This is a genomic window from Nocardia bhagyanarayanae, from assembly GCF_006716565.1.
GTDB classification, from domain to species: domain Bacteria; phylum Actinomycetota; class Actinomycetes; order Mycobacteriales; family Mycobacteriaceae; genus Nocardia; species Nocardia bhagyanarayanae.
On the sequence record NZ_VFPG01000002.1, the window covers coordinates 440,375 to 462,023 of the forward strand.

Here is a 21,649-nt window from a genome sequence, read left to right on the forward strand (position 1 = left end):
TATAGTGGGCCCGGTGGAGGGGAGTATTCCCCCGACGTCGACCCCGTCAGTACGGATCCGCCGCGGATCCCGGGGTGGCGGCCCGGCCCCGATTCGATGCGGCCGGGTGGAAGAGACCTCCGGTAGCGACGCATGTCGTCGCGGATGCCGGAGGTTCCGTCGTGGATGTTTCGTCGACCCTGTGGGTCGCCACCATCGTGGTGCTCGGCGCGTTGATCGCCGTCGACTTCTTCATCGGGCGCAAGCCGCACGAGGTGTCGTTGAAGGAAGCCGGGATCTGGACCGTGGTCTGGATCGCGCTCGCCGTGCTGTTCGGGGTCGGGCTCTGGGTGTTCGCGGGCGGGCAGCCCGCGGGTGAGTTCTTCGCGGGCTTCGTCACCGAGAAGTCCCTCAGCGTGGACAACCTGTTCGTCTTCGTCCTGATCATGGCGAAATTCGCGGTGCCGTCGAAGTATCAGCAGCGGGTGCTGCTGATCGGCGTGCTCCTCGCGCTCGTGCTGCGCGGTGTGTTCATCGCCGCGGGCGCCACGCTGGTCGCCAGTTTCTCCTGGATCTTCTACCTGTTCGGCGCCTTCCTGGTGTGGACCGCCTGGAAGCTGATCAAGGAGGCGCGCGCAGGCGGTTCGGAGGAGGAATGGGAGGAGAACCGCCTGCTGAAGAGTCTGGAGCGGCGCTTCGGCGTTGCCGACCGGTACCACGGCACCAAGCTGTGGGTGATGCGCGACGGCAAGCGGATCATGACGCCGATGCTGGTGGTCATCCTGGCGATCGGCACCGCCGACCTGATGTTCGCGGTGGACTCCATTCCGGCCATCTTCGGCCTCACCCAGAACCCGTACATCGTCTTCACCGCCAACGCCTTCGCGCTGATGGGTCTGCGCCAGCTGTACTTCCTCATCGGCGGACTGCTCACCAAGCTCGTCCACCTGAGCTACGGCCTCTCGGCCATCCTCGGCTTCATCGGCGTCAAACTGTTCCTGCACGCGCTGCACGAGTCGGGCGTCGCGGTGCCGGAGATCTCCATCGGCGTCTCGCTCGCCGTGATCGCCGGCGTGCTGACGGTGACCACGGTCTCCAGCCTGATCGCGACCAAGCGTCAGGAGCGCGCGGAACTCACCGCTCCGCGAAGCTGACCATCCCGCCCGGGCCGAGCGGCCGGCCCGGCCCGGGCGCCCCCGACGCTCACCACCATGGTTCGGGACGGTGGCGGTCCCAGCGCAGCTCGGACTCCAGTTGCGCCGCAAGGGAAATCAGCAGCGGTTCGGTGGCCGCGGTACCCATCAGCTGGGCTCCGACCGGCAAGCCCGCGTCGGTGAAACCTGCGGGAACGTTCACACTCGGCCAGCCGAGCACGTTCCACGGCCAGGTGTAGGGGCAGGCGGCGGTGATGAGGTTGTTGGTGGCGTTGACGCCGATGCCGTCGATCTCCTCGGCGCGCGGCGGGGGAGTGGCGGTGGTGGGCGCGAGCACCAGGTCGTAGTCGTCGAAGAAGGTGCCGATGCGCTTGTGCAGCAACGGTTCCGCCTGCCGCGCGGCGAAGAGCGCCGGTCCGCCGAGCACCCGGCCGAAGCGGACGTTGGCGCGGGTGCGCGGGTCCACCTCGGCGCCCGGCATCCGGTCGTGCACGGCGCGGATGCCCGCCATCGAGCGCGGCAGGAACGAGGCGCCGATGAGCAGTCCGTAGTGGAGGTCGGCCACGGTGACCGAGTGCCCGAGCTTGCGCAGGGTCGCGGCGATGCCGCGCACCGCGGCTCGGACCTCCGGGTGCAGCGCGGTCTTGGTCGCGGTGAACGGAATGCGCAGGGACAGTGCGATTCTCAGGCGTCCAGGGTCGCGCCCGACGGCGTCGGAGGCGCGAATCGGTTCGGGGGTGTGGCGGTCGCCCTTGTGCGGTCCCGCCGCCGCGTCCAGCAGCAGGGCCGCGTCGGCGACCGTGCGTGCCAGCGGCCCGTTCACCGTGAGGCCTTGGAACGCTTCGGCTTCCGGCCAGGTGGAGACGCGTCCGCGCTGCGGTTTGATGCCGACGAGGTTGGTCCACGCCGCCGGGATCCGGATCGAGCCCGCGCCGTCGGAACCCAGTGCGGCGGGCACCAATCCGGCCGCCACCGCGGCCGAGGAGCCGCCCGAGGAACCACCCGGCGTGTGCTCGCGGTGCCACGGATTGCGGGTGTGCCCGAAGGCCGCGCCGCTGGTGAAGGGCAGCTGGCCGAGTTCGCAGGTGTTGGTCTTGCCGACGATCACCGCGCCCGCCGCGCGCAGTCGCCGAACCGATTCGGCGTCTTCGGTTTTGGGTGTGAAGCTGCCGCCGCAGCCGAACGCCGTCGGCTCACCGGCGATGTCGGTGTCGTCCTTGACGGCGATCGGCACGCCGAGCAGCGGTAGGCGCTCGCCAGCGGCCAGTCGCCGGTCGGCCTCGGCCGCCTCCGCCAGCGCGCGGTCCCTGCGAACCACGCGGAACGCGTTCAGCGTCGGCTGGCTCGCCTCGATCCGGTCCAGCGCGGCGGCCACGGCCGCGGTGGAGCTGACCGTGCCCGCCGCGAGCGCACCGGCCAGCTCGGCGAGGCCCGGATCGCCAGCGGGCGTCGCGCCCGCGGCGGTGTCGGGTTCGTCGGCAGGGCTGAGCGCTCGTTTCGGCACCGTCATGTGTGCTCCCTCTCTTCGGTCGTCCGGTGTGAACCGTATCGCTGTATTGGACGACCGTCCACATGGGTTATCGCCGCAGAGTGTCGAAGCGCATCACGCACGGGTCCGTCGTTTTCGCACGTCGCGGAAGCGGTAGTCGAGACTCTAGACATACATACGGTATGTATGTAACAGTGAACGGGACGCCCCGACCTTCTGGAGGAAGCCATGGGAATCAGCCCGTCACTCGGCCCCGCGCACGAGATCGACCTACCCGGCGGCCGCGTCCGCTACCACGAGACCGGAACCGGCTCGCCCGTCGTCTTCGTGCACGGCCTGCTCGTCAACGCCGATCTCTGGCGCTCGGTGGTGCCCGCCGTAGCCGCCGCGGGCCACCGCTGCCTGACACCGGACTGGCCGCTCGGCTCGCACTCGATCCCGGTGCCCGATGCGGACCTGACGCCGACCGGAGTGGCCGACCTGATCGCCGCCTTCCTGGAACGGCTCGACCTGACCGACGTCACCCTGGTCGCCAACGACACCGGCGGCGCGATCACCCAGGTACTGCTGGCTCGCAACACCGCCCGCATCGGCCGCGTGGTGCTCGCCTCGGTGGACAGCCACGAGAAGTTCCTGCCGCAGCCGTTCACGCTGCTGCCGCTGTTGGCCCGCGTGCCGGGTTCGATGCGCCCGCTCACCGAGACGCTGCGCCTGCGCGCGCTGCACCGGCTGCCGCTCGCCTTCGGCTGGGTGAGCAAGCGACCGGTGCCCGTCGAGTTCGTCGACTCGTACCTGTTGCCGAGCCGCCGCTCCGGCGCCATCCGAAAGGACCTGCGGCGCTTCCTGAAGACCGCGCACCGCCGCTACACGCTGGACGCCGCGACCCGGTTCGGCAACGTCCGGCTGCCGGTGCTGATCGTGTGGGCGCGCGAGGACAAGCTGTTCCCCGTGGCCTACGCCGAGCGGCTGGCACGCGAATTCCCCGAGGCCACGCTGGAACTCGTCGACGATTCCTACACCTTCCTGCCCGAGGATCAGCCCGAGTTGCTCACCCAGCGGATTCTGGAGTTCACTCGGCTGCATGCCACGCCGTAGCCAGGAGGACCGCTCCCGCACGACAAGGGCCGCCCTGGAAGAGGCGGGGCGGCGCCTGTTCGCCGAACGCGGCTTCGCGGCGACCTCCGCCGAGCAGTTGGTGACCGAAGCTGGCGTCACCCGTGGCGCGCTGCACCACCACTACGGCGACAAGCGCGGGCTGTTTCGCGCGGTGCTCGAACGGCTCGAGTCGGACAACACCGCGGAGATCCGCGCGGCCATCGCCGCCGTCGATCCCGGCGACATCCTCACCTCGATGGCCGTCGGCATGAACGTCTTCCTCGACATCTGCCAGCGCCCCGAGATGATCCGGATCGCGCTCTACGACGCACCGGCCGTGCTCGGCTGGGAGGAGTGGCGCGCCGTCGAGGCGCGGCACGGGCTCGGCTTGATCGTCGCCGAGCTGGAGCGGGCCCGCGCCGCCGAGCTCATCGCCGACGCGCCCGTCGACATCCTGGCCCGGCTGCTGCTCAGCGCCGTGACCGAGGCGGGGCTGATCGTCTCGCACGCCGAGGACAAGGAAGCCGCCCGCGCGCAGGCCCAGCAATCGCTGCTGTTGCTGGTCGCGGGATTGCTGCGCACCTGATTCGCGCGGCAGGGCGGCCGCGGGCTGTCGCCGGTTCGTGAAAGGATGAGCACGTGCGTTTGTATCGGGATGAGGCGGTCGTGGTGCGCCAGCACAAGCTGGGTGAGGCGGACCGCATCGTCACGCTGCTGACGCGCCAGCACGGCCTGGTCCGTGCGGTCGCCAAGGGGGTGCGGCGGACCAAGTCACGGTTCGGCGCCCGGTTGGAGCCGTTCTCGTACATCGACGTGCAACTGCATCCCGGCCGCACGCTCGACACCGTCACCCAGGTGCACACCGTCGAATCCTTCGCCGCCGACATCATCGACGACTACGGCCGCTACACCACCGCCTGCGCGGTGCTGGAGACCGCCGAACGCCTCGCGGGCGAGGAACGCGCGCCCGCGCCGCGCCTGCACGCGCTGACCGCGAGCGCGCTGCGCGCCATCGCCGCCAAACAGCGCCCGCACGAACTCATCCTCGACGCGTTCCTGTTGCGCGCCATGGGATTCGCGGGCTGGGCGCCCGCGCTGGACGAATGCGCCAAGTGCGCGACCCCCGGCCCGCACCGCGCCTTCCACGTGGCCGCGGGCGGCGCGGTCTGCGTGCATTGCCGCCCGCCCGGCGCGGCCACCCCGGCGCCGGGCGTGCTGGATCTGCTCGTCGCCCTGCTGAAGGGGGAGTGGGACTACATCGCGACGGTGCCCGATTCGGTCCGCCGCCAGGCCAGCGGACTGGTCGCCGCCCACCTGCAATGGCATCTGGAGCGCCAGCTGCGGACGTTGCCCCTGATCGAGCGCACCAAGACGCCGTCGCCCGCGGGGCACGTCGGCTGAGCTTTGCCCTGATCGGAGCCGTGCTCGCCAGGTCGGCGGAGCGATCCGCGGAGGTCTTCGCTGCTCCCGAGCCGGATCAGGCAGGATGGAGGCCGTGATCCTCCGTCGAGACTCCTCCACCGCGACACGGCCGAGCAGCGGACAGCAGAACCGCGTCGTCCGCCCGCCGTCGCCGCACCCCTCGGGCGCGCGGCCGCCGCAGCTGCCCCCGGAACTGGTTCCCAACCACGTGGCGCTGGTGATGGACGGCAACGGCCGGTGGGCACAGGAGCGCGGGCTGCCGCGCACCGCGGGGCACGAGCGCGGCGAGGCGGTGCTGATGGACACCGTCGAGGGCTGCATCGAGATCGGCGTGAAGTGGCTCTCGGCCTACGCGTTCTCCACCGAGAACTGGCGGCGCAGCCCCGACGAGGTGCGCTTCCTGATGGGCTTCAACCGTGACGTGATCCGCCGCCGCCGCGACGAGATGCACGAGATGGGCGTGCGGGTGCGCTGGGCGGGGCGGCGACCGCGCCTGTGGCGCAGCGTGATCAAAGAGCTGGAGACCGCCGAGGAGCTCACCAAGGACAACACCACGATGACGCTGACGATGTGCGTCAACTACGGCGGTCGCGCCGAAATCGCCGACGCGGCAAGGGAAATCGCGCGGCGCGTGGCGGCGGGCGAGATCGATCCGGAAAAGGTCACCGAGGCCACCGTCGCGCAATTCCTCGACGAACCCGACATGCCCGACGTCGACCTGTTCCTGCGGCCGTCCGGCGAGTTCCGCAGCTCGAACTTCCTCATCTGGCAGTCGGCCTACGCCGAATACGTGTACCAGGACACGCTGTTTCCCGATTTCGACAGGCGCAACCTGTGGGAGGCCTGCCTCCAGTACGCGTCGCGTGACCGCCGCTTCGGCGGCACCAAGTGAACGGCGGCATGGAGATGGACGCGGCGGTCACCCCCGATCAGGAACTCCAGGCGCGGGCCGGCGCGTGTCTTTCTCAATACGGCATCGACGTGCGTGTCGATCCGGAGGGTTCGCTCGGCTTCCAATACGAGGGCGCGTTGTGTTCGCTGCGCGCGGTGACCCTGGCCCCCGGCCTCGACGTTTTGTCCACGACCTGCGTCCTGGCCTGGGACCGCCCGCTGAAACCGCAGTTGCACAAGCGAGTCGCCGAGCGCAACAACAACTTGCAGTTCGGCTCGCTCACCGTCATCGGCCGCGACAAGCTCGCCGACGTCATCCTGCGCTACACCTTCCCCGCCGCGGGCCTGGACGACCAGGCGCTGACCACCATGCTGCTGCTCGTCCTGTCCGGCGCGGGCCGGGCGCGCCAGGGTTTGCTGCCCTGACGTTCAGGGTCTCGACTCAGGACAACGCCCTGGCACGAGCGGCTGATCGGCGAATGCTGTGGAGTCGCTGTGTCGCCGATGGCAGGATCGGGGGATGCGCACCGAAGAGGGTTCGGGTCTCGCGGCACGCTCCGACGACGGACGGTCGTTCGTAGTCGCCGACGCAGGCGGCAGCGCCTTCGTCGCCGGTTCGCTGGTGGTCGTGGTCGCCGAAGGTCGCCGTCAGCTGGCGCTGGTCGAGGAGCGATCCGAGACCACCCCCGCACGCTTGCGCGGGCGGCTGATCGGGGAACTCCGGGACGAGGGCATCGACACCAGGTCGAGTCACGCCTTCGAGCGCGGACGGCTCGCCGCCGCGGACACGCGAACCGTCGAGACCCTGCACGAGACCACCGGCGCCCGGCTCGAGGTCGGCGTGAACCTGACCGCACCCGGAGGTCCGGCGAGGCTGTTGCCGAAGCGGTTCAACCGGCACACCTTCTGGTGCGGGCAGAGCGGCTCGGGCAAGACCTACGCGCTGGGCGTCGTGCTCGAACAGTTGATCGCGCACACCGCGGTGCCGGTGGTGATCTTCGATCCGAACGCCGACTTCGTCCGGCTCGGCGAGCTACGGCCCGGCGCGACGGGTCCCACCGCGGAAGCCTTGCGGGAGCGCGACATTCGGGTGTTGCGCCCGAATGCCGAGACGGGCACGCTGCGCGTGCGGTTCCGCGACCTGCCGATCGGGTCCAAGGCCGCCGTGCTGCGCGTCGACCCGATCGCGGACCGGGAGGAGTTCAACGAGCTGCTGCACCTCGGGACGGTGCTGGAAGCCGGCGAGCTCGACCAGATCCTGCCGCGGCTGCGTGGCGACGGGCCTGCCGCGCAACAGCGGCTCGCGATGCGTATCGAGAATCTGGGGCTGCTGGACTGGGAGGTGTGGGCCTGGCACGACGCGCCCGTCACCGATGTCGTCGCCGCCCGGCCGGACGTCACGGTGCTCGACCTCGGCGGTTTCTCGACGCCCGAGCAGTACCTCGTGGTCGCGCTGTCCCTGCTTGACGATCTGTGGGCGCGCCGCGAGGAGCGTCGCCCGGTGCTGCTCGTCATCGACGAGGCGCACAATCTGGCTTCACCGCGCCTGGATTCGCCGATCGCGGTCGCCGTGCGCGAACGCCTGATCCAGATCGCCGCCGAGGGTCGCAAGTACGGGCTGTGGCTGCTGCTGTCGACCCAGCGGCCGTCGAAGGTGCACCCAGGGATCCTGTCCCAGTGCGACAACCTCGCGCTGATGAAGATGACCTCCCCGGTCGATCTCGCCGAGCTCGGCACGTATTTCGGCTACGCGCCGACCGCCCTGCTCGAGCGGTCGCCGTGGTTCCGGCAGGGCGAGGCGCTGTTCGCGGGCGGGTTCGTCCCGGCGCCGTCGCTGGCGAAGGTCCGCGCCCGGCTCACGCCCGAGGGCGGTAGCGACGTGGAAGTGCCGCTGCGCTGAGCGAATTCGGCGCGGCGCGACCTCAGCGGGCGACGGGCTTGCCGACCGGGATGAGCAGGTCGACGCCGCGGGCGAGGGTGTCGGGGTCGAGGTCTTCCAAAATCAGGTGTTGCAGGATGAAGCCGGGCAGGAAGCCGATGATCGCCTTGGCCACGGCGTCGGTGTCGGCGTCCTCCGGTAGCCAGCCCTGCTCGCGCATGCGCACCGCGTAGTCGCGCCAGAGGTCGCGCATCGCGTGCATGGTCGCGCGCACGGGCTCGGCCGCCCCGTCGTGCACCAACGCCAGGGCCCAGGCCTGCGGCGCCAAGCGCACCGGCCCGTCGGGTCCGCTGCGGCGGACCACTTCCTCGGCGATGCCGCGCACCAGTTGCGCGGGTGTCGGCAGTGGGTCGGTGCGCACCGCCTCCGCGATCGCGGCCCGCAAGTCGACGGTGGTCTGGGTGGCCAGCGCCGCGATGATCTCGTTCTTGCTCTTGAAGTAGCGGTAGACCGCGCCCGCCGAGAGCCCCGATTCGGTGAACACGTCCTGCATCGACGTCTCGAAGAAGCCCTTGCGGGCGAAGCACAGCCGCGCGGCGTCGAGGATCTGCTGTCTGCGGCGTTCCAGGTGTTCTTCGCTGACTCGGGGCATGTGCCCAAAGTAAAACGAATATCCGTTCTTGACAAGCCGCCGACCCCGTGCGACGGTAAGGGCATCGAAAGAGAACGATCATTCGATTTATTGGGAGAACGTCATGAAAACCATGCAGCAAGCGGTCGCCCTCGGCCTCGGCGCGGCCCTGCTCCAGGCGCTGATGCTCATCGCCTTCGCATGGCCCGCGGCCAATATCGCGCCGCGTGACCTGCCCATCGCCGTCGCCGGTCCGCAGGCCGCCGTCGTCGCCGAACGGCTCGGGCAGCGTGATCCCGACGCCTTCGAGATCACCACCTCGGCCGACGCCGCGGCCGCGCGCGCCGCGATCGAGGACCGCGAGGTCTACGGCGCGATCGTCACCGGCGGGGGAGCGCCGACGGTTCTGGTCGCCTCAGGCGCGAGCCCGGCGGTGGCCCAGCAGCTCACCGCCATCGCCCAGCAGTTGTCCGGCGCGCCCGCGGCCGCGGTGGAGGATGTCGTCCCCGCCGATCCGGACGACCCGCGCGGCGCCGCCTTCGGCGCGATGGTGCTGCCGCTGGTGATGGCGGGCCTCGCGGCGGGCGTCCTGCTGAGTCTGCTGATCCCGTCGGCCGGCGCGAAGGTCGCGGGCCTGGTGAGCTTCGGTCTGTTCGGCGGCCTGCTGAGCATGGCGATCGTCCAGGGCTGGATGTCGGTGCTTCCGGGCAGCTACCTGACGCTGGCGTCGGTCGCCGGACTGGTGTCCTTCACGGTCGCCGGTACGGTGGCCGGGCTGGCCGCGGTCCTCGGCCGTCCGGGCATCGGCGTCGCGGCACTGACCCTGCTGCTGGTCGGCAACCCGTTCTCGGCCGCCACCTCCGCCCCGGAGCTGCTGCCGCAGCCGTGGGGCGCCATCGGCCAGCTGCTGCCCCCGGGCGCCGCGGCCTCGCTGCTCCGCTCGGTCGCCTTCTTCGACGGCGCCGGAGCCGGGAAACCGCTTGCGGTGCTGGCGATTTGGGCAGCCGCGGCGCTGGTCCTGCTCGGTGTGGCCGCGCTGCGCGGCCGGAACGCCGCGACGCCGGTGGCCGCGCCGGTGGCCGAACCCGTTCCCGCCGCCTGATCCGACGACGAGAAGGCCCCCCGCTGCCGAGCCGGCGGGGGGCCTTCTTCGTCGTGTTCGTCAGTCGCGGGGCGTCTCGGCGCAGCTCCGGCAGGTGCCGAAGACCTCGATGGTGTGGCTCACCTCGGTGAAACCGTGATCGCACGCGATCGCCTCGGCCCACGCCTCCACCGTCGGGCCCTCGACCTCGACGGTGCGGCCGCAGTGCCTGCAGACCAGATGGTGATGGTGCCCCGTGGAGCACTGCCGGTAGACCGACTCGCCGGAGTCGGTGCGCAGCACGTCGACCAAGCCCGCGTCGGCCAGCGACTGCAAGGTCCGGTAGACCGTGGTGAGACCGATGCCCTCGCCGCGCTTGCGCAGCTCGTCGTGCAGTTCCTGGGCGGAGCGGAACTCGTCGATGTCACCGAGCAGCGCGGCGATCGCGCTGCGCTGGCGCGTGCTGCGGATCCCGACCGGCTTCTGCGGGTCCAACGTCTTCTCCTGCACGGATCACCCTTCCTCGGCGTGCGCGACGGCGTCGACCACGATATGCGCCAAGTGGTCGTCGACGAGTTCGTAGAGCACCTCGCGGCCGGACCGCTCGCCGTGCACGACGCCCGCCGACTTCAGGATGCGCAGATGCTGACTCACCAACGGCTGGGTCACGCCGAGCGCGTCCACCAGCTCGTGCACGCAGCGCGGCGACTCGCGTAGCTGAAGCACGATGGCGATGCGCACGGGCGCGGCCAGGGCGCGGAGCAATTCGCCCGCGTCCTCCAGGACGGTGCGCGCGGGTACGGGCGCGGGTCCGGGGGAGCGATACGGTGTGTGCGAATGCGCGGCGGCCGTCTCGGCGGTCATCGGGAACCAACTCCTTATTGGAAAGCGATCCCATTTTGATATGCACAGGTGCGCATGTCAAACCCGGCGCGCCGGGCGGTGGGTCTACGGGCAACCGTCCTCGTTCGGCATCGGAATATTCGGATCGAAGTACTCCTCGCTGCGGCGCGCGGGAGGCGTCGCCGACCCCGTCCCCGGAGGGTTGCTGTAGGACGGTGCGAGGAAGCCCAGGTTCGACTGGGCGCAGCCGACGGAGTAACTGAAACCGTCCACTTCGCCGAACCAGATGCCCATCGCGTCGGCAGCGTACTTCGGGTCGTCGATCCAGCGGAATTCGATCTCTTGGCGGACCAGCGCCACGATGTCCATGGGCCCGCGGAGGTTCTTCGGATCCGGCGCCTCGAACGCGTAGGCGACCAGGTAGTTGGTCCGCACGGCGAGTTCGCCTTTGTCGTTGACGGTCGGCGTCATCGACCCGGTGACGCGCGGTTGGACGGGCAACAGCCGGAAGTCCTTCGCGATCCGCTCGGCCACGTACCACGACTCGCGCTCGTGGCCGGGCGCCAGCTCCTCCGCCAGCTTCTCGACCATCATCGGCGCGAGCAACGCGAGCACCGGGGCCGGGTCGCCGGTCTCCAGCACCGTGCGATCCAGGCGCGCGGTGATGATCAGCTGACGCACCCGCTCCATGAACTGGCCGACCTGCTCGGCGGAATACTTGCCGACGGCAATCGCGGGCGGCGGTTCGATGCCGCCCGCGCCCTCGCGCCACATGGCGGCGGGAGTGTCGGCGAACGGCCTGATCGGATCGATCTCGGCGTTCTTGCGCAGCGGCGCGGTGGACGTGCTCGAGGTGCTCGCGGCCGGTGCGCTCGCGCTCGGCGCCGTCCCGTCCAGGAAGGTGAAGCCCGCCCACACCAGCACCGCCGCGAGGCTGAGCGCGAGCATCGAGAGCAGCGCGCCGCGGTTGGGCTGGGCCAGGCGGCGGACCTTGTGCGCCCTGACCGCGCGCCGGTGATCGCGCAGGGCACGGCGCTCGGCTTCGCGCGCCCAGTCGGCATCGAACAGATCCGGTGGCAGATCGGCCACGGCCCACCCCTATGTACTACTCGCCGAATCGTTCGGAGCTCAGCGCCCCACCCCGCCCCGGCCGTCTTCGGCAAAAACGTTGGCGCCGGGGCGATCCCGGCGGTCCGTCGGAACATGATCGCACCCGCCCGACGGTTCCGCGTCCCGGGGCCGTGATCCAGGGGGCGTAGCTCCGCCTCCGCTCCGGCCGTGCGCGGGCCACCGACGAACCAGGTTCGGCAGTGCCGAGCGAGGGCAGCTCGGGAAGCGGAGGCCTCGCGCGCGATCCGGTGCAGGTGGCTGGCGGTGCAAAGTCGATTGCGCGATGCCGATAAGCTGGAGGGATCTATAGCATTCACTGAAAAAGATGCAGTGCAGTGAATGAAAATCCGACTCGCAGTGGATGGAGAAATCTCGCGTGGCACCCAAGTCGAAGGTGGACACCGTTGCCAACCTCGCCAAGCGCCGGGGTCTGGTGTACCCGTGCGGTGAGATCTACGGAGGCACCAAGTCGGCATGGGACTACGGTCCGCTCGGTGTCGAGCTGAAGGAGAACATCAAGCGGCAGTGGTGGCGCGCCATGGTCACCAGCCGCGAGGACGTCGTCGGCCTCGACTCGTCGGTGATCCTGCCGCGCCAGGTCTGGGAGGCGTCGGGCCACGTCGCGACCTTCACCGACCCGCTCGTCGAATCGCTCATCACGCACAAGCGCTACCGCGCCGACCACCTGCTCGAGGCCTACGAGGAGAAGCACGGCCACCCGCCCGCCAACGGCCTGGCCGACATCCGCGACCCCGAGACCGGCGACCCCGGCCAGTGGACCGAGCCGCGCAATTTCTCCGGTCTGCTCAAGACCTTCCTCGGTCCGGTGGACGACGAGGAGGGCCTGCACTACCTGCGCCCGGAGACGGCGCAGGGCATCTTCGTCAACTACAAGAACGTCGAGACCACCGCGCGCAAGAAGCCGCCGTTCGGCATCGCCCAGATCGGCAAGAGCTTCCGCAACGAGATCACGCCGGGCAACTTCATCTTCCGCACGCGCGAGTTCGAGCAGATGGAAATGGAGTTCTTCGTCAAGCCGGGCGAGGACGAGCAGTGGCACCAGTACTGGATCGACACCCGCATGGCCTGGTACACCGATCTCGGCATCGACCCGGAGAACCTGCGGCTCTACGAGCACCCGAAGGAGAAGCTGTCGCACTACTCGACGCGCACCGTCGACATCGAGTACCGCTTCCGCTTCCAGGGCAGCGAGTGGGGTGAGCTGGAGGGCGTCGCCAACCGCACCGACTACGACCTCAAGACGCATTCGGAGCACTCCGGCACCGAGCTCAGCTACTTCGACCAGACGAGCAACGAGCGCTACATCCCGTACGTCATCGAGCCCGCGGCCGGTCTGACCCGTTCGCTGATGGCGTTCCTGGTGGACGCCTACGCCGAGGACGAGGCGCCGAACGCCAAGGGCGGCGTGGACGTTCGCACCGTGTTGCGCTTGGACCGCAGGCTCGCGCCGGTGAAGGCCGCCGTGCTGCCGCTGTCGCGCAACGCCGACCTGACGCCGAAGGCCAAGGACCTCGCCACCCAGCTGCGCAAGCACTGGAACGTCGAGTTCGACGACGCGGGCGCGATCGGCCGTCGCTACCGTCGCCAGGACGAGATCGGCACGCCGTTCTGCATCACCGTCGACTTCGACACCCTCGACGACCAGGCGGTGACCATCCGCGAGCGCGACTCGATGGCTCAGGAGCGGATCGCGCTGGACAAGGTCGAGGGTTACCTGGCCCAGCACCTCATCGGCGTCTGAGTTTCCCCGCGACGACCCGCGACCGCGCTGCCGGTCGCGGGTCGTCGCGTTTCCGGGTGCTCGATTCGAGAAGCCGTGCGCTCGATCGAAGACGCTGCGCCCGAAGACGTTCAATGGCACGGTGGCCGATCGATCCCGTAACGGTCGTGGTGCACCGCCTCGCCGACGTGCCGCTGCCTGCCCAACGGGGTCAAGTCCAGGAGGTTGTGGGTTCCGATGAGGATGTCGCCGCCGCGGCTGTAGGCCGAGTAGGTGTGGAATACGGTGTCATCGTCGTCGCGCCAGAACACGCTGGTGCCCGGCTGCTCGCCTTCGGCGTGCCAAGTCTGGCCCTTCAGCTTCAGCTCGGCCTTGCTCAGGTAGTTGTATTCGACCGGCGCGACCGACTCGTCAAGGGTGGCGTGGAAGTCGTAGTTGAAGTCGCCGCCGAACGAGGAGTACATCGGGAACGCCCAGCCCATCCGTTCGCGATAGGGCCCCAACGATTCCCACGGTCCGCGCGAGACCGCCGCGAAGGTCGTGTTCTGCGCGTGCAGGTGCGCCAGATGCCCGACGTTGTCGAGCAACATCGCGCAGCTCGGGCAGCCCGCGTCCAGATCCCAGCGCCACATCATGTGGTAGACGATCAGCTGGCGGCGGCCCTCGAACAGTTCGGCCAGGCTCGCCTTGCCCGCCTCGCCCTCGAAGCCGTACTCCTTGTCGATCCGGACCATCGGCAGCGCGCGGCGCGCGGCGGCCAGTGCGTCCTGTTTGCGGGTGAGTTCCTTCTCCTCGGCGAGCAGCCGCTTGCGGGCACGCAGCCATTCGTCGCGGGAGACCTCGGGTGGACGGGTCATGACGGTTCTCCTCGAATTCGACACACCGGTTCACGTAGGTAGACCGGACCGACGCGCGGAATTCATCGGTGCGCCGTCAAGCCACGGGCACGTCCCAGAACGCCAGCTCGTGGCGCATGCCTTCGCGGAAGAGGAGCTCGGCGCGCGCGGGGTCGGCGCCGGACTCGTCGAGCATCTCGGCGCAGCGGCGGGTCAGCGCGGCGAAGCCCGGATCGGCGTAGGTGTCGACCCAGCGGCGGTACCGCGGCTCGGCGGGCGGGTCGACGGCCAGCTGCGCACCGAGCGTGGAATAACCCCACATGCACGGGTAGAGCGCGGCGAGGCCTTCGCCGTAGTTCGCGGCCGAGTCCAGCAGGAAGGCGGTGTAGTTCGCGCACGGTTCGCCCTTGGTCGCGCCGTCGAGATCGGCGCCGAACTCCGCGGCCAGCGAGCGGTGCAGTGCGAGCTCGTCGTGAAAGGTGGCGTGCGCCAGGTCGACCAGATCGCCGAGGTGCGCGGCGGGCGCCTGCCAGGCCAGTCTGCTGAACACCCGCACGTAGTCGAGCAGGAACAGGTAGTCCTGCTCCAGCCAGGAACGGAACACCGGCTCGGGCAGATCGCCCGCGGCGATGCCCGCCACGGTCGGGTGGGCGCGCTGTTCGGCGACCAGCGGGCGGCCGATGTCCTCCAGATGGGCGGCGAGACTCATGTCCGTCAGTCTTCCGTACTGCCCGGTTTGCGAAGGATCCGGTGTTGCCGCACCCTTGGCGGTGTGTGGTGGACAGCGGACGATACGGTGCGGGTGCTCGCGCCGTCCGAGCAGCGTTTCGTGCGGCACGCGACCTATACCGGTCGCTCCGTTCTGGTCGAGGGCGAGCTCGATATCGCCGCCTTGCGAAGCGCTTTCGACGCGCTGCTGCGCGCCCACCCGATCCTCGGCTGCCGCATCGGGGAGGACGCCGCCGGGGCCGGTCACCTGCTGCGCCCGGCGGGGAGCGCGGTGGGTGCGTGGGTTCGCGCGGGCGACACCGCGACCGTCCGGCTGCCGGGGGAGTCGCTCGATCCGTCGGCCCAGCTCGCCTATCTCGACGTGGTCAGCGAGGACAGCCGTGCCCGCGTGACGCTCTACGCGCACCACTCCGTCGCCGACGCGGGCCACTGCGTCGCGCTGCTCGCCCGGCTGTGGGACCGGTACACCGACGAGGTTTCCGGCGTCGCGAATGATGTTGCGCCACAGTCCTATCCGCGCCCGCTCGAGTGGTACGCCGCCCGGCACGGCATCCCACGGTCGGCGGTGTCCGGGCTCGAGGCCGCGTCGCGACCGCTGGCGCAGCCGCCGGTCCTGCCGCCCGATCCGCCGACTCCCGCGCCCGCCGCGCTGGCACGGCCGGAGCGGACGATTCTCGAGCCGGAGGCGACCGCGCGGATCGTGGAACTCGGGCGGCGACACAGCGTCACCGTGAACGGGCTGATCACGGCCGCGCTGCTGCGGGCTTACGCGGGCGAAGCGGAGCCGGACGATTCCGCACCGCTGCGCTGCGTCTATCCCGTGGACATGCGATCGCGGCTGAATCCGCCGATCGCCGCCGCCGAGGGCACCAATATGGCCGGGCTCGCCGCCTTCGCCGCCGACGTCACCAGCGCGACCGACGTGATCGAACTGGCGCGACGCATTTCGGCACGGCTGCGCCACGACCTCGCCGAGGGCATCGTCCAGCAATCGGTGCTGCACTTCCCGGAGTTCTTCGGTCCCAGCGCGATTCACTCGCTGGCCGGGCACATCGCGGTGACCAACACCGGCAGGGTGCCGCGCTTCCGCACGCCGCCGGGCCTCGCGCTCACCGACTACGAGATCGTCTATCTCTCCGCCCATCCGCGCTTGTCCGCGGGACCCTCGGCGGCCGTCACCTTCCTCGTCTACACCTTCGCCGACCGCCTGTGCGTCGGCGTGCTCGGCGGCGGACCGCTCGCGGACCGGTTGCCGTCGGCCGTGGGCCGGGAGCTTGCCACTTTGGCAGCCGTATCGATCGACGTCTGATCACCGTGGCGTCGGCAGGCCGGCCGATCGGCGGCTGTCGATCCGTGCCTGCCGGAGGTCAGCTGTTCCCGCGCCAGGCAGCGAGCTCGTCTCCGTGTGACGGTGTGCCAGGCAGCTGATCGGAGACTGGCTGTCCGCGCCGAAAGACGCGGACATGTCGGCCGATTCGTGGACAATGCTGGGGGAGACCACGTCGGCGATGAGGCGGAAGCGGGTGTTTCGGGCGGTGCGGACGAACGAAGAGAGCGGTGGCCTCGGGGCGGCCGCGGTAGGCGTGGCCGCACTGGGGTTGGGGGAGGCGATCGCCGCCGCCAAGGGCGGATCCCTGATCGACACCGTCGGCCGGGCCCTGATCGACACCGTGCCGGTGCCGGTGGTGGAGGCCACCGTCGTGCTGTCGGGCAGGCACGACAAGGCGGTCACCCGGCTCGGTGTCGGCGCGGGTGCGATCGCCGCGACCGCTGCCGTGGGCGCGCTGCCGCCCCGCCTGCGAACGCCGGCCGCGGCGGCGTTCGGCGCGGGTGCGGCGGCGCTGGCGCTGCGGAAGCCGACCAGGTCCGCCTCCACGTTCGCGGGGGCGTCGGCCGCCGCCGCGGTGCTGGCGACCGGTTTGCGCAGGCGGCCGCGCGGACTGCTCGGCAAGCTGGCGTGGACGGCGGCGGGCGCGGGGCTGCTCGCCGCGGCGCAGAAGCTGCACCGCGATCAGGATCTCGAACAGGACGGCGTGATTCGGCGCATCGGCCCGCTCGGCGGCATCGGCCTGGTTCCGGACGACGGGCTCGAGGAGCCCGGCCTCTCCCCGCTGATCACCACGGCGGGCCGGTTCTACGTCGCCGACGTGAGCCTGCGCCCGCCGCGCATCGATCCGGACCACTGGCGGCTCGCCGTCACCGGCATGGTGGCCCACCCGCTGCGGCTGTCGCTGACCGAATTGGCCGCCGACGCGGTCGAATTCGATGCGGTCATGGTCTGCGTGCACAACCGGGCGGGCCAGGGCAGGGCGGGCAACGCGCGCTGGTTCGGCGTGCCGCTCGCGCACCTGCTGAAGCACGCGATTCCGGAGCCCGGCGCCACCCGGCTGGTGACCCGCGCCGTCGACGGCTACACCATCTCGCTGCCCGTCGAACCGCTGCGTTCCGGTGAGCTGCCCGGCTACCTGGTGATCGGCATGAACGGCGAACCATTGCCGCCCGAGCACGGCTTCCCGGCCCGCGTTTTCGTGCCCGGGCTCTACGGCCAGTACACCGGCGCGAAGTGGTTGTCCGAACTGGAACTGACCGACGACAGCCACTCCGACTACTGGGTCCAGCGCGGCTGGACCGACGAGCTGCTGTGGGTGGAGCCGCACGCCCGCATCGACGCGACGGCCCCTGGTCGCACCGTCGCGGGGACGCTCACCGTCGCCGGCGTCGCCTGGGCCCCGCCGCACGGTGTGGCGGAGGTGGAAGTCAGCGTCGACGACGGCGAATGGCGGCCGGTCGATCTCGGCACCGAGCTGGCTCCCGCCGCGTGGCGGCGCTGGCGCACCACGCTCGAACTGCCGCCCGGCCCGCATACCCTGCGCGCCCGCGCCATCAGCCGCTCCGGGCACGTGCAGGAAAGCGCCACCCGCGCGCCGTTCCCGTTGGGCCCCACCGGCATTCACGCGGTCACCGTGCAGGTCTGAGCCTGCCTGGCGGGCAACGGGGCAGGATTGTCCAGCCCGACGGCCGCTGTCACCAGGTCGGCCGCTCCACTCCGACGATTTCCGCGAGGCGGCCTCGTTCTCCGGCGCGATGTCCGGCCCGGTGATCGGCGGCGCGCCGGCCGTGTTGGACCGGAAGCTCCTTCGCCGCAACAACTTCGGGGCGGGCATCGGCAACGCTCACCGGCGGCTGATCGGCTCCTGAAGTTCGGTGACCCACCCTGTGGGGTCCTCGGTGTACTCCAGGGTGACCTCGCGCGCCAGCCCCTGCGAGCGGTAGCCGTTGGCGTCGATCCACCGGCCGAGCGCCTGCCACGGTTCCAGCACCTCGTTCATGCTGCCGCGGTGCACGACCGTGGCGGCCTGCTCGACGGCGGGCAGGTCGACGATCGAGAAGTCCTGTCCCGCATCCGGTTCCGTCGCGACCGGCAGTGCGGCGTGTACCAGGACCGATCCGTCGGCGAGTTCGTCGTAGTAGGCGATGGCGGGACCGGTCGGCGTGAGACCCGCGCGCTCCAAACGCACGCACAGCTCCTCGAACAACGGACCCACCACGGGCCCGATCGATCCCGGCTCGAAATCCGCTGCCTCGCCGGTCAACTCGGCGACCCGGACGGCGGGAACGGATTTGACGACCACATCGTGCACGGGCATGGCGCCCTCCTTCTCGATGACGCGAAGTCTCGTCTCGACCTGGACGAGCCGTTCCCGGTCCGCCGCGATGCGCTGCTCCAGTTCCGCGCGGCGCAGGGTGAGCATGCCGCGCAGTTCCGCGCCGCTCACCTCCTCGTCGAGTATCCGGCGCACCTGTTCCAGGGTGAAGCCAAGTTCCTTCAGCGCGACGATGCGGTTGAGCCGGGTGAGTTGTCCTGCCGCGTAGAACCGATAGCCGGTGGCCGGGTCCACCACGTCGGGCCGCAGCAGCCCGATGCTGTCGTAGTGGCGCAGCATGCGCACCGACACCCGTCCGTGTCTGGCGAAATCTCCGATGCTGAACATGACGCTCTCCGGTCTACGGCCTCACACGGTGTCAGGGTCAAGGACTCAGAACCGCCCGCCCCGGCTGACGCGCCGCGACCCGCTGGAACCGCCGAACGAGCCGGGCCGGTACCCGCCGCCGGTGCGATACCCGCCCGCCGCGCCGCGCAGCAAGCCCTCCAACAGGATGCCGCCGAGCACCGCGCCCGCCTGCGCCCCACCCGAAGGCGGCCTGCTCGCCTCCCACGCCCGCACGCTGGCCTGCGCCTCTTGCAGCGCGCGGCCCGCCAGATCGGCCGCGGCCTGCGCGTGCCGCAGCGCCTGCCCCGGGTCGGTGCCGCCGAGCCGTTGCGCCGCATCGAGATTCCGCTGCGCCTCGGAGAGCCGGGTGCGGGCGTTCGCGTCGATGCCGCCGCGCCGGGTGGTGAGGTAGTCGGACGCCGCGGCCACCCGGGCGCGAGCGTCGGTGAGCGCCTGATCGAGGCGGCGGCGCAGGTCCTCGGCGGCGAGTTTGCGGTCGGTGGCGGCGGCGATGGCGCGATCCAGATCGCCGTCGGCGGCCACCGCGTCGTGGAAGGCGTTCAGCGGGTCGGCGTCGGCCGCGGCGGACGCCTTGTCCAGGGCTTGGCGCGCCGAAACGGTCGCGGCTTCCAGCTCGGCGCCGCCGAACGCGACGAGTTCGGTGGCGGCGTCGATGTCCTTGCGCAGTTCGTCCAGCGCGGCGGGCAGGCCGTCGCGGGCCTGCTGGATCGTGGTCGCCGCGTTGTCGACCGCGTCCAGCAGTGTGCGCGCCTGGCCGATGGCCCCCTCGGCGGCCCGGATCGCGCCGACGGCCGCGCCCTGTTCGCCGACCGGCCGCGTCAGCGCGGCGCGTCCGGCATCGACGTTCTGTTCGGCGAAGGCGATGCGTTCGCGCGCCATCGCCGTGTTGTCCCGGATCGGGGCGAGCACGCTGGCCGGATGCGCGGCGGTCAGCCGGGTCAGCTCGGCTTCCGAGGCGGGCACCCGGCCGGTGAGGTCGACCAGATCCCTGGTCAGCGCGTCCAATCGGGCGGGCGCGTCGATCAGCAGGTCGCGCATCGCGTCGAATTCGGCGACCCGCCCGTCGAGTTCGCGATCCGCGCGGCCGACGATGCCGATCAGTTCGATCAGCAGGCGGCGCTGGTCCTCGGCGGTCTCCGGAATGTCGTCGTCGAGCCGCTGGCGGATGGCGAAAGCCTTGGCGGCGGCGGTTTTCGCGTTGTCCAGCGCGGTGGTGAACGGCGTAGCCGCGGTCGCGCCGAACTCGCCGACGGCCAATTCCAGTTCCTCGGCGCTGGTGCGCACGGCGTTGTCGAGCTCGACGAGCACCTCGCGCGACCGCTCGTGCAGCGCCTCCAGCGGGAGCGCGGCGAGGGCGGCGCTGTCGTCGGGGTCCACCTTGCGCGCCGCCTCCAGCTCGGCGCGGCTCCGATCGCGGCGGCGCTTGCGCGTGTAGAGCAGAAGCGCGCCTAGCGCCGCGGCGACGACGAGGGCCGGGATCAGCAGCGTGCGGAGGCTCACCCCGCCCGCGCTCATCGCCGAGTTCAGTCCGTCGGCGGTCCTGACGCCCGCGGCGGCCCAGTCGCCGTCGCGCAGCGCGGGCTCGACCTCGTTGGTCAGCAGCTGGTCCAGCTCGCCGTCGCTGACGCCCGCGGGAAGGTCGCCGTAGAACCAGTAGTCGCGCGATCCGGTGGCGACCGCGAGCAGCAGGTCGCGGGTGCCGAAACCGGAAGCGGCGGCGGTGCGTTCGGCCCACGCCTCGGCGCCGAGCCCGTCGAAATCGCGCACGTAGCCGATCCACAGGCGGACCCGCCGGTCGTCGTAGAGACGGTCCACGGCGGCTTGGACGCGGTCCATTTGGCCGTCGTCCAACACGCCCGCGCTGTCCTCGACATAGGTGTCCATCCGGCTCGGCGGTTCCGCCGTGCCGGTCGGCGCACCGATCAGCGCCGTGGCCAGCAGCAGAAGACCGACCACCACCCGGGTGGACCAGCGGACGCGACGTTTCGGCTGCGACGGCATTCCACGAATCTATCCCCGGTTCCCGGCGAATCAGTGGATAGCATCGTGGCGTGATCACGATCGACCGCCCCTACACCGGCCACGTGTCCGCGGGCTCGAACCCGCAGCAGCGCGACCTCGACGGCGCGCGAATCATCAAGATGTCCGTCGGTGGCATGGACAACAACGTCTACCTCGTGCAGTGCGCGGCCACCGGCGCCGCGCTGCTCATCGACGCCGCCAACGAACCCGACCGCATTCTCGAGCTCATCGCCCAGGAAGCGCCCGGCAAGGTCCGGCTGATCGTCACCACCCACCAGCATCCCGACCACTGGTGGGCGCTGAAGGAAGTCGCCGCCGAACTCGACGTCCCCACCGCGGCGCACCGCCTCGACGCCGACCCGCTGCCCGTCACCCCCGACCGGCTCCTCGACGACGGCGACACCGTCGAGATCGGCGACCTCACCCTCACCGTCATCCACCTCAGCGGCCACACCCCCGGCTCGGTCGCCCTGGCCCTCCCCGAGGAACCCGGCCGCATCCACCTGTTCACCGGCGACAGCCTCTTCCCCGGCGGCGTCGGCAAAACCCACAGCCCCGAGGACTTCACCTCCCTCTACACCGACGTCACCACCAAACTCTTCGACCGCTACGACGACGACACCGTCGTCTACCCGGGCCACGGCGACGACACCACCCTCGGCACCGAACGCCCGCATCTGGACGAGTGGCGCGCGCGCGGCTGGTGACACGCGATGTAGAACGTGTTCTAATTT

21 protein-coding genes are annotated in these 21,649 nt (G+C 70.6%); 12 read left to right on the forward strand and 9 right to left on the reverse strand.

Annotation, left to right across the window (positions count from 1 at the left end):
* The first annotated feature begins 161 nt into the window (after positions 1 to 161).
* Entirely contained in the window at positions 162 to 1,133 is a 972-nt protein-coding gene (locus FB390_RS28755; RefSeq protein ID WP_141812373.1) for a TerC family protein, read from the forward strand.
* Between the two features lie 49 nt (positions 1,134 to 1,182).
* Here the strand turns inward: FB390_RS28755 and FB390_RS28760 are convergent, their stop codons facing one another.
* On the reverse strand, positions 1,183 to 2,643 hold the full coding sequence (locus tag FB390_RS28760) for an amidase (RefSeq protein ID WP_141812374.1): 1,461 nt from the start codon (positions 2,641 to 2,643) through the stop codon (positions 1,183 to 1,185).
* A gap of 207 nt (positions 2,644 to 2,850) precedes the next feature.
* On the opposite strand from FB390_RS28760, the gene FB390_RS28765 reads away from it, so the two are divergent.
* From FB390_RS28765 to FB390_RS28790, 6 genes are all read left to right on the forward strand, one after another.
* Positions 2,851 to 3,717, forward strand: coding sequence for an alpha/beta fold hydrolase (locus tag FB390_RS28765; RefSeq protein ID WP_141812375.1), 867 nt, complete (start codon positions 2,851 to 2,853; stop codon positions 3,715 to 3,717).
* A complete protein-coding gene (locus FB390_RS28770; RefSeq protein ID WP_141812376.1) occupies positions 3,704 to 4,303 on the forward strand; it encodes a TetR/AcrR family transcriptional regulator in 600 nt (199 codons plus the stop codon). Before FB390_RS28765 ends, FB390_RS28770 begins: the two co-directional genes overlap by 14 nt.
* Before the next feature lie 53 nt (positions 4,304 to 4,356).
* A complete protein-coding gene (gene recO, locus FB390_RS28775; RefSeq protein WP_141812377.1) occupies positions 4,357 to 5,118 on the forward strand; it encodes a DNA repair protein RecO in 762 nt (253 codons plus the stop codon).
* 85 nt (positions 5,119 to 5,203) lie between these two features.
* A complete protein-coding gene (locus tag FB390_RS28780; protein ID WP_097245782.1) occupies positions 5,204 to 6,031 on the forward strand; it encodes an isoprenyl transferase in 828 nt (275 codons plus the stop codon).
* Positions 6,032 to 6,045: 14 nt separating this feature from the next.
* A complete protein-coding gene (locus FB390_RS28785; protein WP_141813148.1) occupies positions 6,046 to 6,456 on the forward strand; it encodes a YbjN domain-containing protein in 411 nt (136 codons plus the stop codon).
* Between the two features lie 94 nt (positions 6,457 to 6,550).
* Positions 6,551 to 7,930 (forward strand): ATP-binding protein, encoded by a 1,380-nt coding sequence (locus FB390_RS28790; protein WP_141812378.1) that lies wholly within the window; start codon positions 6,551 to 6,553, stop codon positions 7,928 to 7,930.
* Positions 7,931 to 7,952: 22 nt separating this feature from the next.
* Here FB390_RS28790 and FB390_RS28795 read toward each other — a convergent pair whose 3' ends face one another.
* On the reverse strand, positions 7,953 to 8,561 hold the full coding sequence (locus FB390_RS28795; protein ID WP_141812379.1) for a TetR/AcrR family transcriptional regulator: 609 nt from the start codon (positions 8,559 to 8,561) through the stop codon (positions 7,953 to 7,955).
* Between the two features lie 103 nt (positions 8,562 to 8,664).
* Between FB390_RS28795 and FB390_RS28800 the strand changes: the two genes are divergently transcribed.
* On the forward strand, positions 8,665 to 9,642 hold the full coding sequence (locus tag FB390_RS28800) for a hypothetical protein (protein ID WP_141812380.1): 978 nt from the start codon (positions 8,665 to 8,667) through the stop codon (positions 9,640 to 9,642).
* Positions 9,643 to 9,702: 60 nt separating this feature from the next.
* On the opposite strand, the gene FB390_RS28805 is transcribed toward FB390_RS28800, so the two are convergent.
* The 3 genes from FB390_RS28805 to FB390_RS28815 form a co-directional block, all read right to left on the reverse strand.
* Positions 9,703 to 10,131, reverse strand: coding sequence for a Fur family transcriptional regulator (locus FB390_RS28805; protein ID WP_141812381.1), 429 nt, complete (start codon positions 10,129 to 10,131; stop codon positions 9,703 to 9,705).
* Positions 10,132 to 10,134: 3 nt separating this feature from the next.
* Positions 10,135 to 10,485: an ArsR/SmtB family transcription factor gene (locus tag FB390_RS28810; RefSeq protein WP_067787209.1), complete on the reverse strand. Its 351-nt coding sequence runs from the start codon at positions 10,483 to 10,485 to the stop codon at positions 10,135 to 10,137.
* A gap of 84 nt (positions 10,486 to 10,569) precedes the next feature.
* On the reverse strand, positions 10,570 to 11,553 hold the full coding sequence (locus FB390_RS28815; RefSeq protein WP_141812382.1) for a hypothetical protein: 984 nt from the start codon (positions 11,551 to 11,553) through the stop codon (positions 10,570 to 10,572).
* A 382-nt stretch (positions 11,554 to 11,935) separates the two neighbouring features.
* On the opposite strand from FB390_RS28815, the gene FB390_RS28820 reads away from it, so the two are divergent.
* Entirely contained in the window at positions 11,936 to 13,336 is a 1,401-nt protein-coding gene (locus FB390_RS28820) for a glycine--tRNA ligase (RefSeq protein ID WP_185757310.1), read from the forward strand.
* 110 nt (positions 13,337 to 13,446) lie between these two features.
* Here the strand turns inward: FB390_RS28820 and FB390_RS28825 are convergent, their stop codons facing one another.
* Complete coding sequence (locus tag FB390_RS28825; RefSeq protein WP_141812384.1) at positions 13,447 to 14,172, reverse strand: DUF899 domain-containing protein; 726 nt, start codon at positions 14,170 to 14,172, stop codon at positions 13,447 to 13,449.
* A 76-nt stretch (positions 14,173 to 14,248) separates the two neighbouring features.
* A complete protein-coding gene (locus FB390_RS28830; protein ID WP_141812385.1) occupies positions 14,249 to 14,860 on the reverse strand; it encodes a TenA family protein in 612 nt (203 codons plus the stop codon).
* 63 nt (positions 14,861 to 14,923) lie between these two features.
* On the opposite strand from FB390_RS28830, the gene FB390_RS28835 reads away from it, so the two are divergent.
* Both FB390_RS28835 and FB390_RS28840 read left to right on the forward strand, forming a co-directional pair.
* Positions 14,924 to 16,189, forward strand: a complete 1,266-nt coding sequence (locus tag FB390_RS28835) for a phthiocerol/phthiodiolone dimycocerosyl transferase family protein (protein WP_246124436.1) — start codon at positions 14,924 to 14,926, stop codon at positions 16,187 to 16,189.
* Positions 16,190 to 16,415: 226 nt separating this feature from the next.
* The gene (locus FB390_RS28840; RefSeq protein ID WP_185757311.1) at positions 16,416 to 17,855 is read left to right on the forward strand and encodes a molybdopterin-dependent oxidoreductase; all 1,440 of its coding nucleotides are present in this window, start codon (positions 16,416 to 16,418) and stop codon (positions 17,853 to 17,855) included.
* 198 nt (positions 17,856 to 18,053) lie between these two features.
* Here FB390_RS28840 and FB390_RS28845 read toward each other — a convergent pair whose 3' ends face one another.
* Together FB390_RS28845 and FB390_RS28850 are read right to left on the reverse strand one after the other, a co-directional pair.
* Positions 18,054 to 18,872 carry a MerR family transcriptional regulator gene (locus FB390_RS28845; RefSeq protein ID WP_141812388.1) on the reverse strand — a complete coding sequence of 273 codons (819 nt, stop codon included), beginning with the start codon at positions 18,870 to 18,872 and terminating at the stop codon, positions 18,054 to 18,056.
* Positions 18,873 to 18,917: 45 nt separating this feature from the next.
* Positions 18,918 to 20,894, reverse strand: coding sequence for a TPM domain-containing protein (locus tag FB390_RS28850; RefSeq protein ID WP_141812389.1), 1,977 nt, complete (start codon positions 20,892 to 20,894; stop codon positions 18,918 to 18,920).
* A gap of 50 nt (positions 20,895 to 20,944) precedes the next feature.
* On the opposite strand from FB390_RS28850, the gene FB390_RS28855 reads away from it, so the two are divergent.
* On the forward strand, positions 20,945 to 21,622 hold the full coding sequence (locus tag FB390_RS28855; protein ID WP_141812390.1) for an MBL fold metallo-hydrolase: 678 nt from the start codon (positions 20,945 to 20,947) through the stop codon (positions 21,620 to 21,622).
* Positions 21,623 to 21,649 lie beyond the last annotated feature (27 nt).

Coding starts and splice junctions, on each gene's coding strand:
- FB390_RS28760 (WP_141812374.1), bottom strand. CDS start 2,643: ATGACGGTGCCGAAACGAGCGCTCAGCCCTGCCGACGAACCCGACACC.
- FB390_RS28765 (WP_141812375.1), top strand. CDS start 2,851: ATGGGAATCAGCCCGTCACTCGGCCCCGCGCACGAGATCGACCTACCC.
- FB390_RS28770 (WP_141812376.1), top strand. CDS start 3,704: ATGCCACGCCGTAGCCAGGAGGACCGCTCCCGCACGACAAGGGCCGCC.
- FB390_RS28780 (WP_097245782.1), top strand. CDS start 5,204: ATGGAGGCCGTGATCCTCCGTCGAGACTCCTCCACCGCGACACGGCCG.
- FB390_RS28785 (WP_141813148.1), top strand. CDS start 6,046: ATGGACGCGGCGGTCACCCCCGATCAGGAACTCCAGGCGCGGGCCGGC.
- FB390_RS28790 (WP_141812378.1), top strand. CDS start 6,551: ATGCGCACCGAAGAGGGTTCGGGTCTCGCGGCACGCTCCGACGACGGA.
- FB390_RS28795 (WP_141812379.1), bottom strand. CDS start 8,561: ATGCCCCGAGTCAGCGAAGAACACCTGGAACGCCGCAGACAGCAGATC.
- FB390_RS28800 (WP_141812380.1), top strand. CDS start 8,665: ATGAAAACCATGCAGCAAGCGGTCGCCCTCGGCCTCGGCGCGGCCCTG.
- FB390_RS28810 (WP_067787209.1), bottom strand. CDS start 10,485: ATGACCGCCGAGACGGCCGCCGCGCATTCGCACACACCGTATCGCTCC.
- FB390_RS28820 (WP_185757310.1), top strand. CDS start 11,936: ATGGAGAAATCTCGCGTGGCACCCAAGTCGAAGGTGGACACCGTTGCC.
- FB390_RS28825 (WP_141812384.1), bottom strand. CDS start 14,172: ATGACCCGTCCACCCGAGGTCTCCCGCGACGAATGGCTGCGTGCCCGC.
- FB390_RS28830 (WP_141812385.1), bottom strand. CDS start 14,860: ATGAGTCTCGCCGCCCATCTGGAGGACATCGGCCGCCCGCTGGTCGCC.
- FB390_RS28845 (WP_141812388.1), bottom strand. CDS start 18,872: ATGTTCAGCATCGGAGATTTCGCCAGACACGGACGGGTGTCGGTGCGC.
- FB390_RS28850 (WP_141812389.1), bottom strand. CDS start 20,894: ATGCCGTCGCAGCCGAAACGTCGCGTCCGCTGGTCCACCCGGGTGGTG.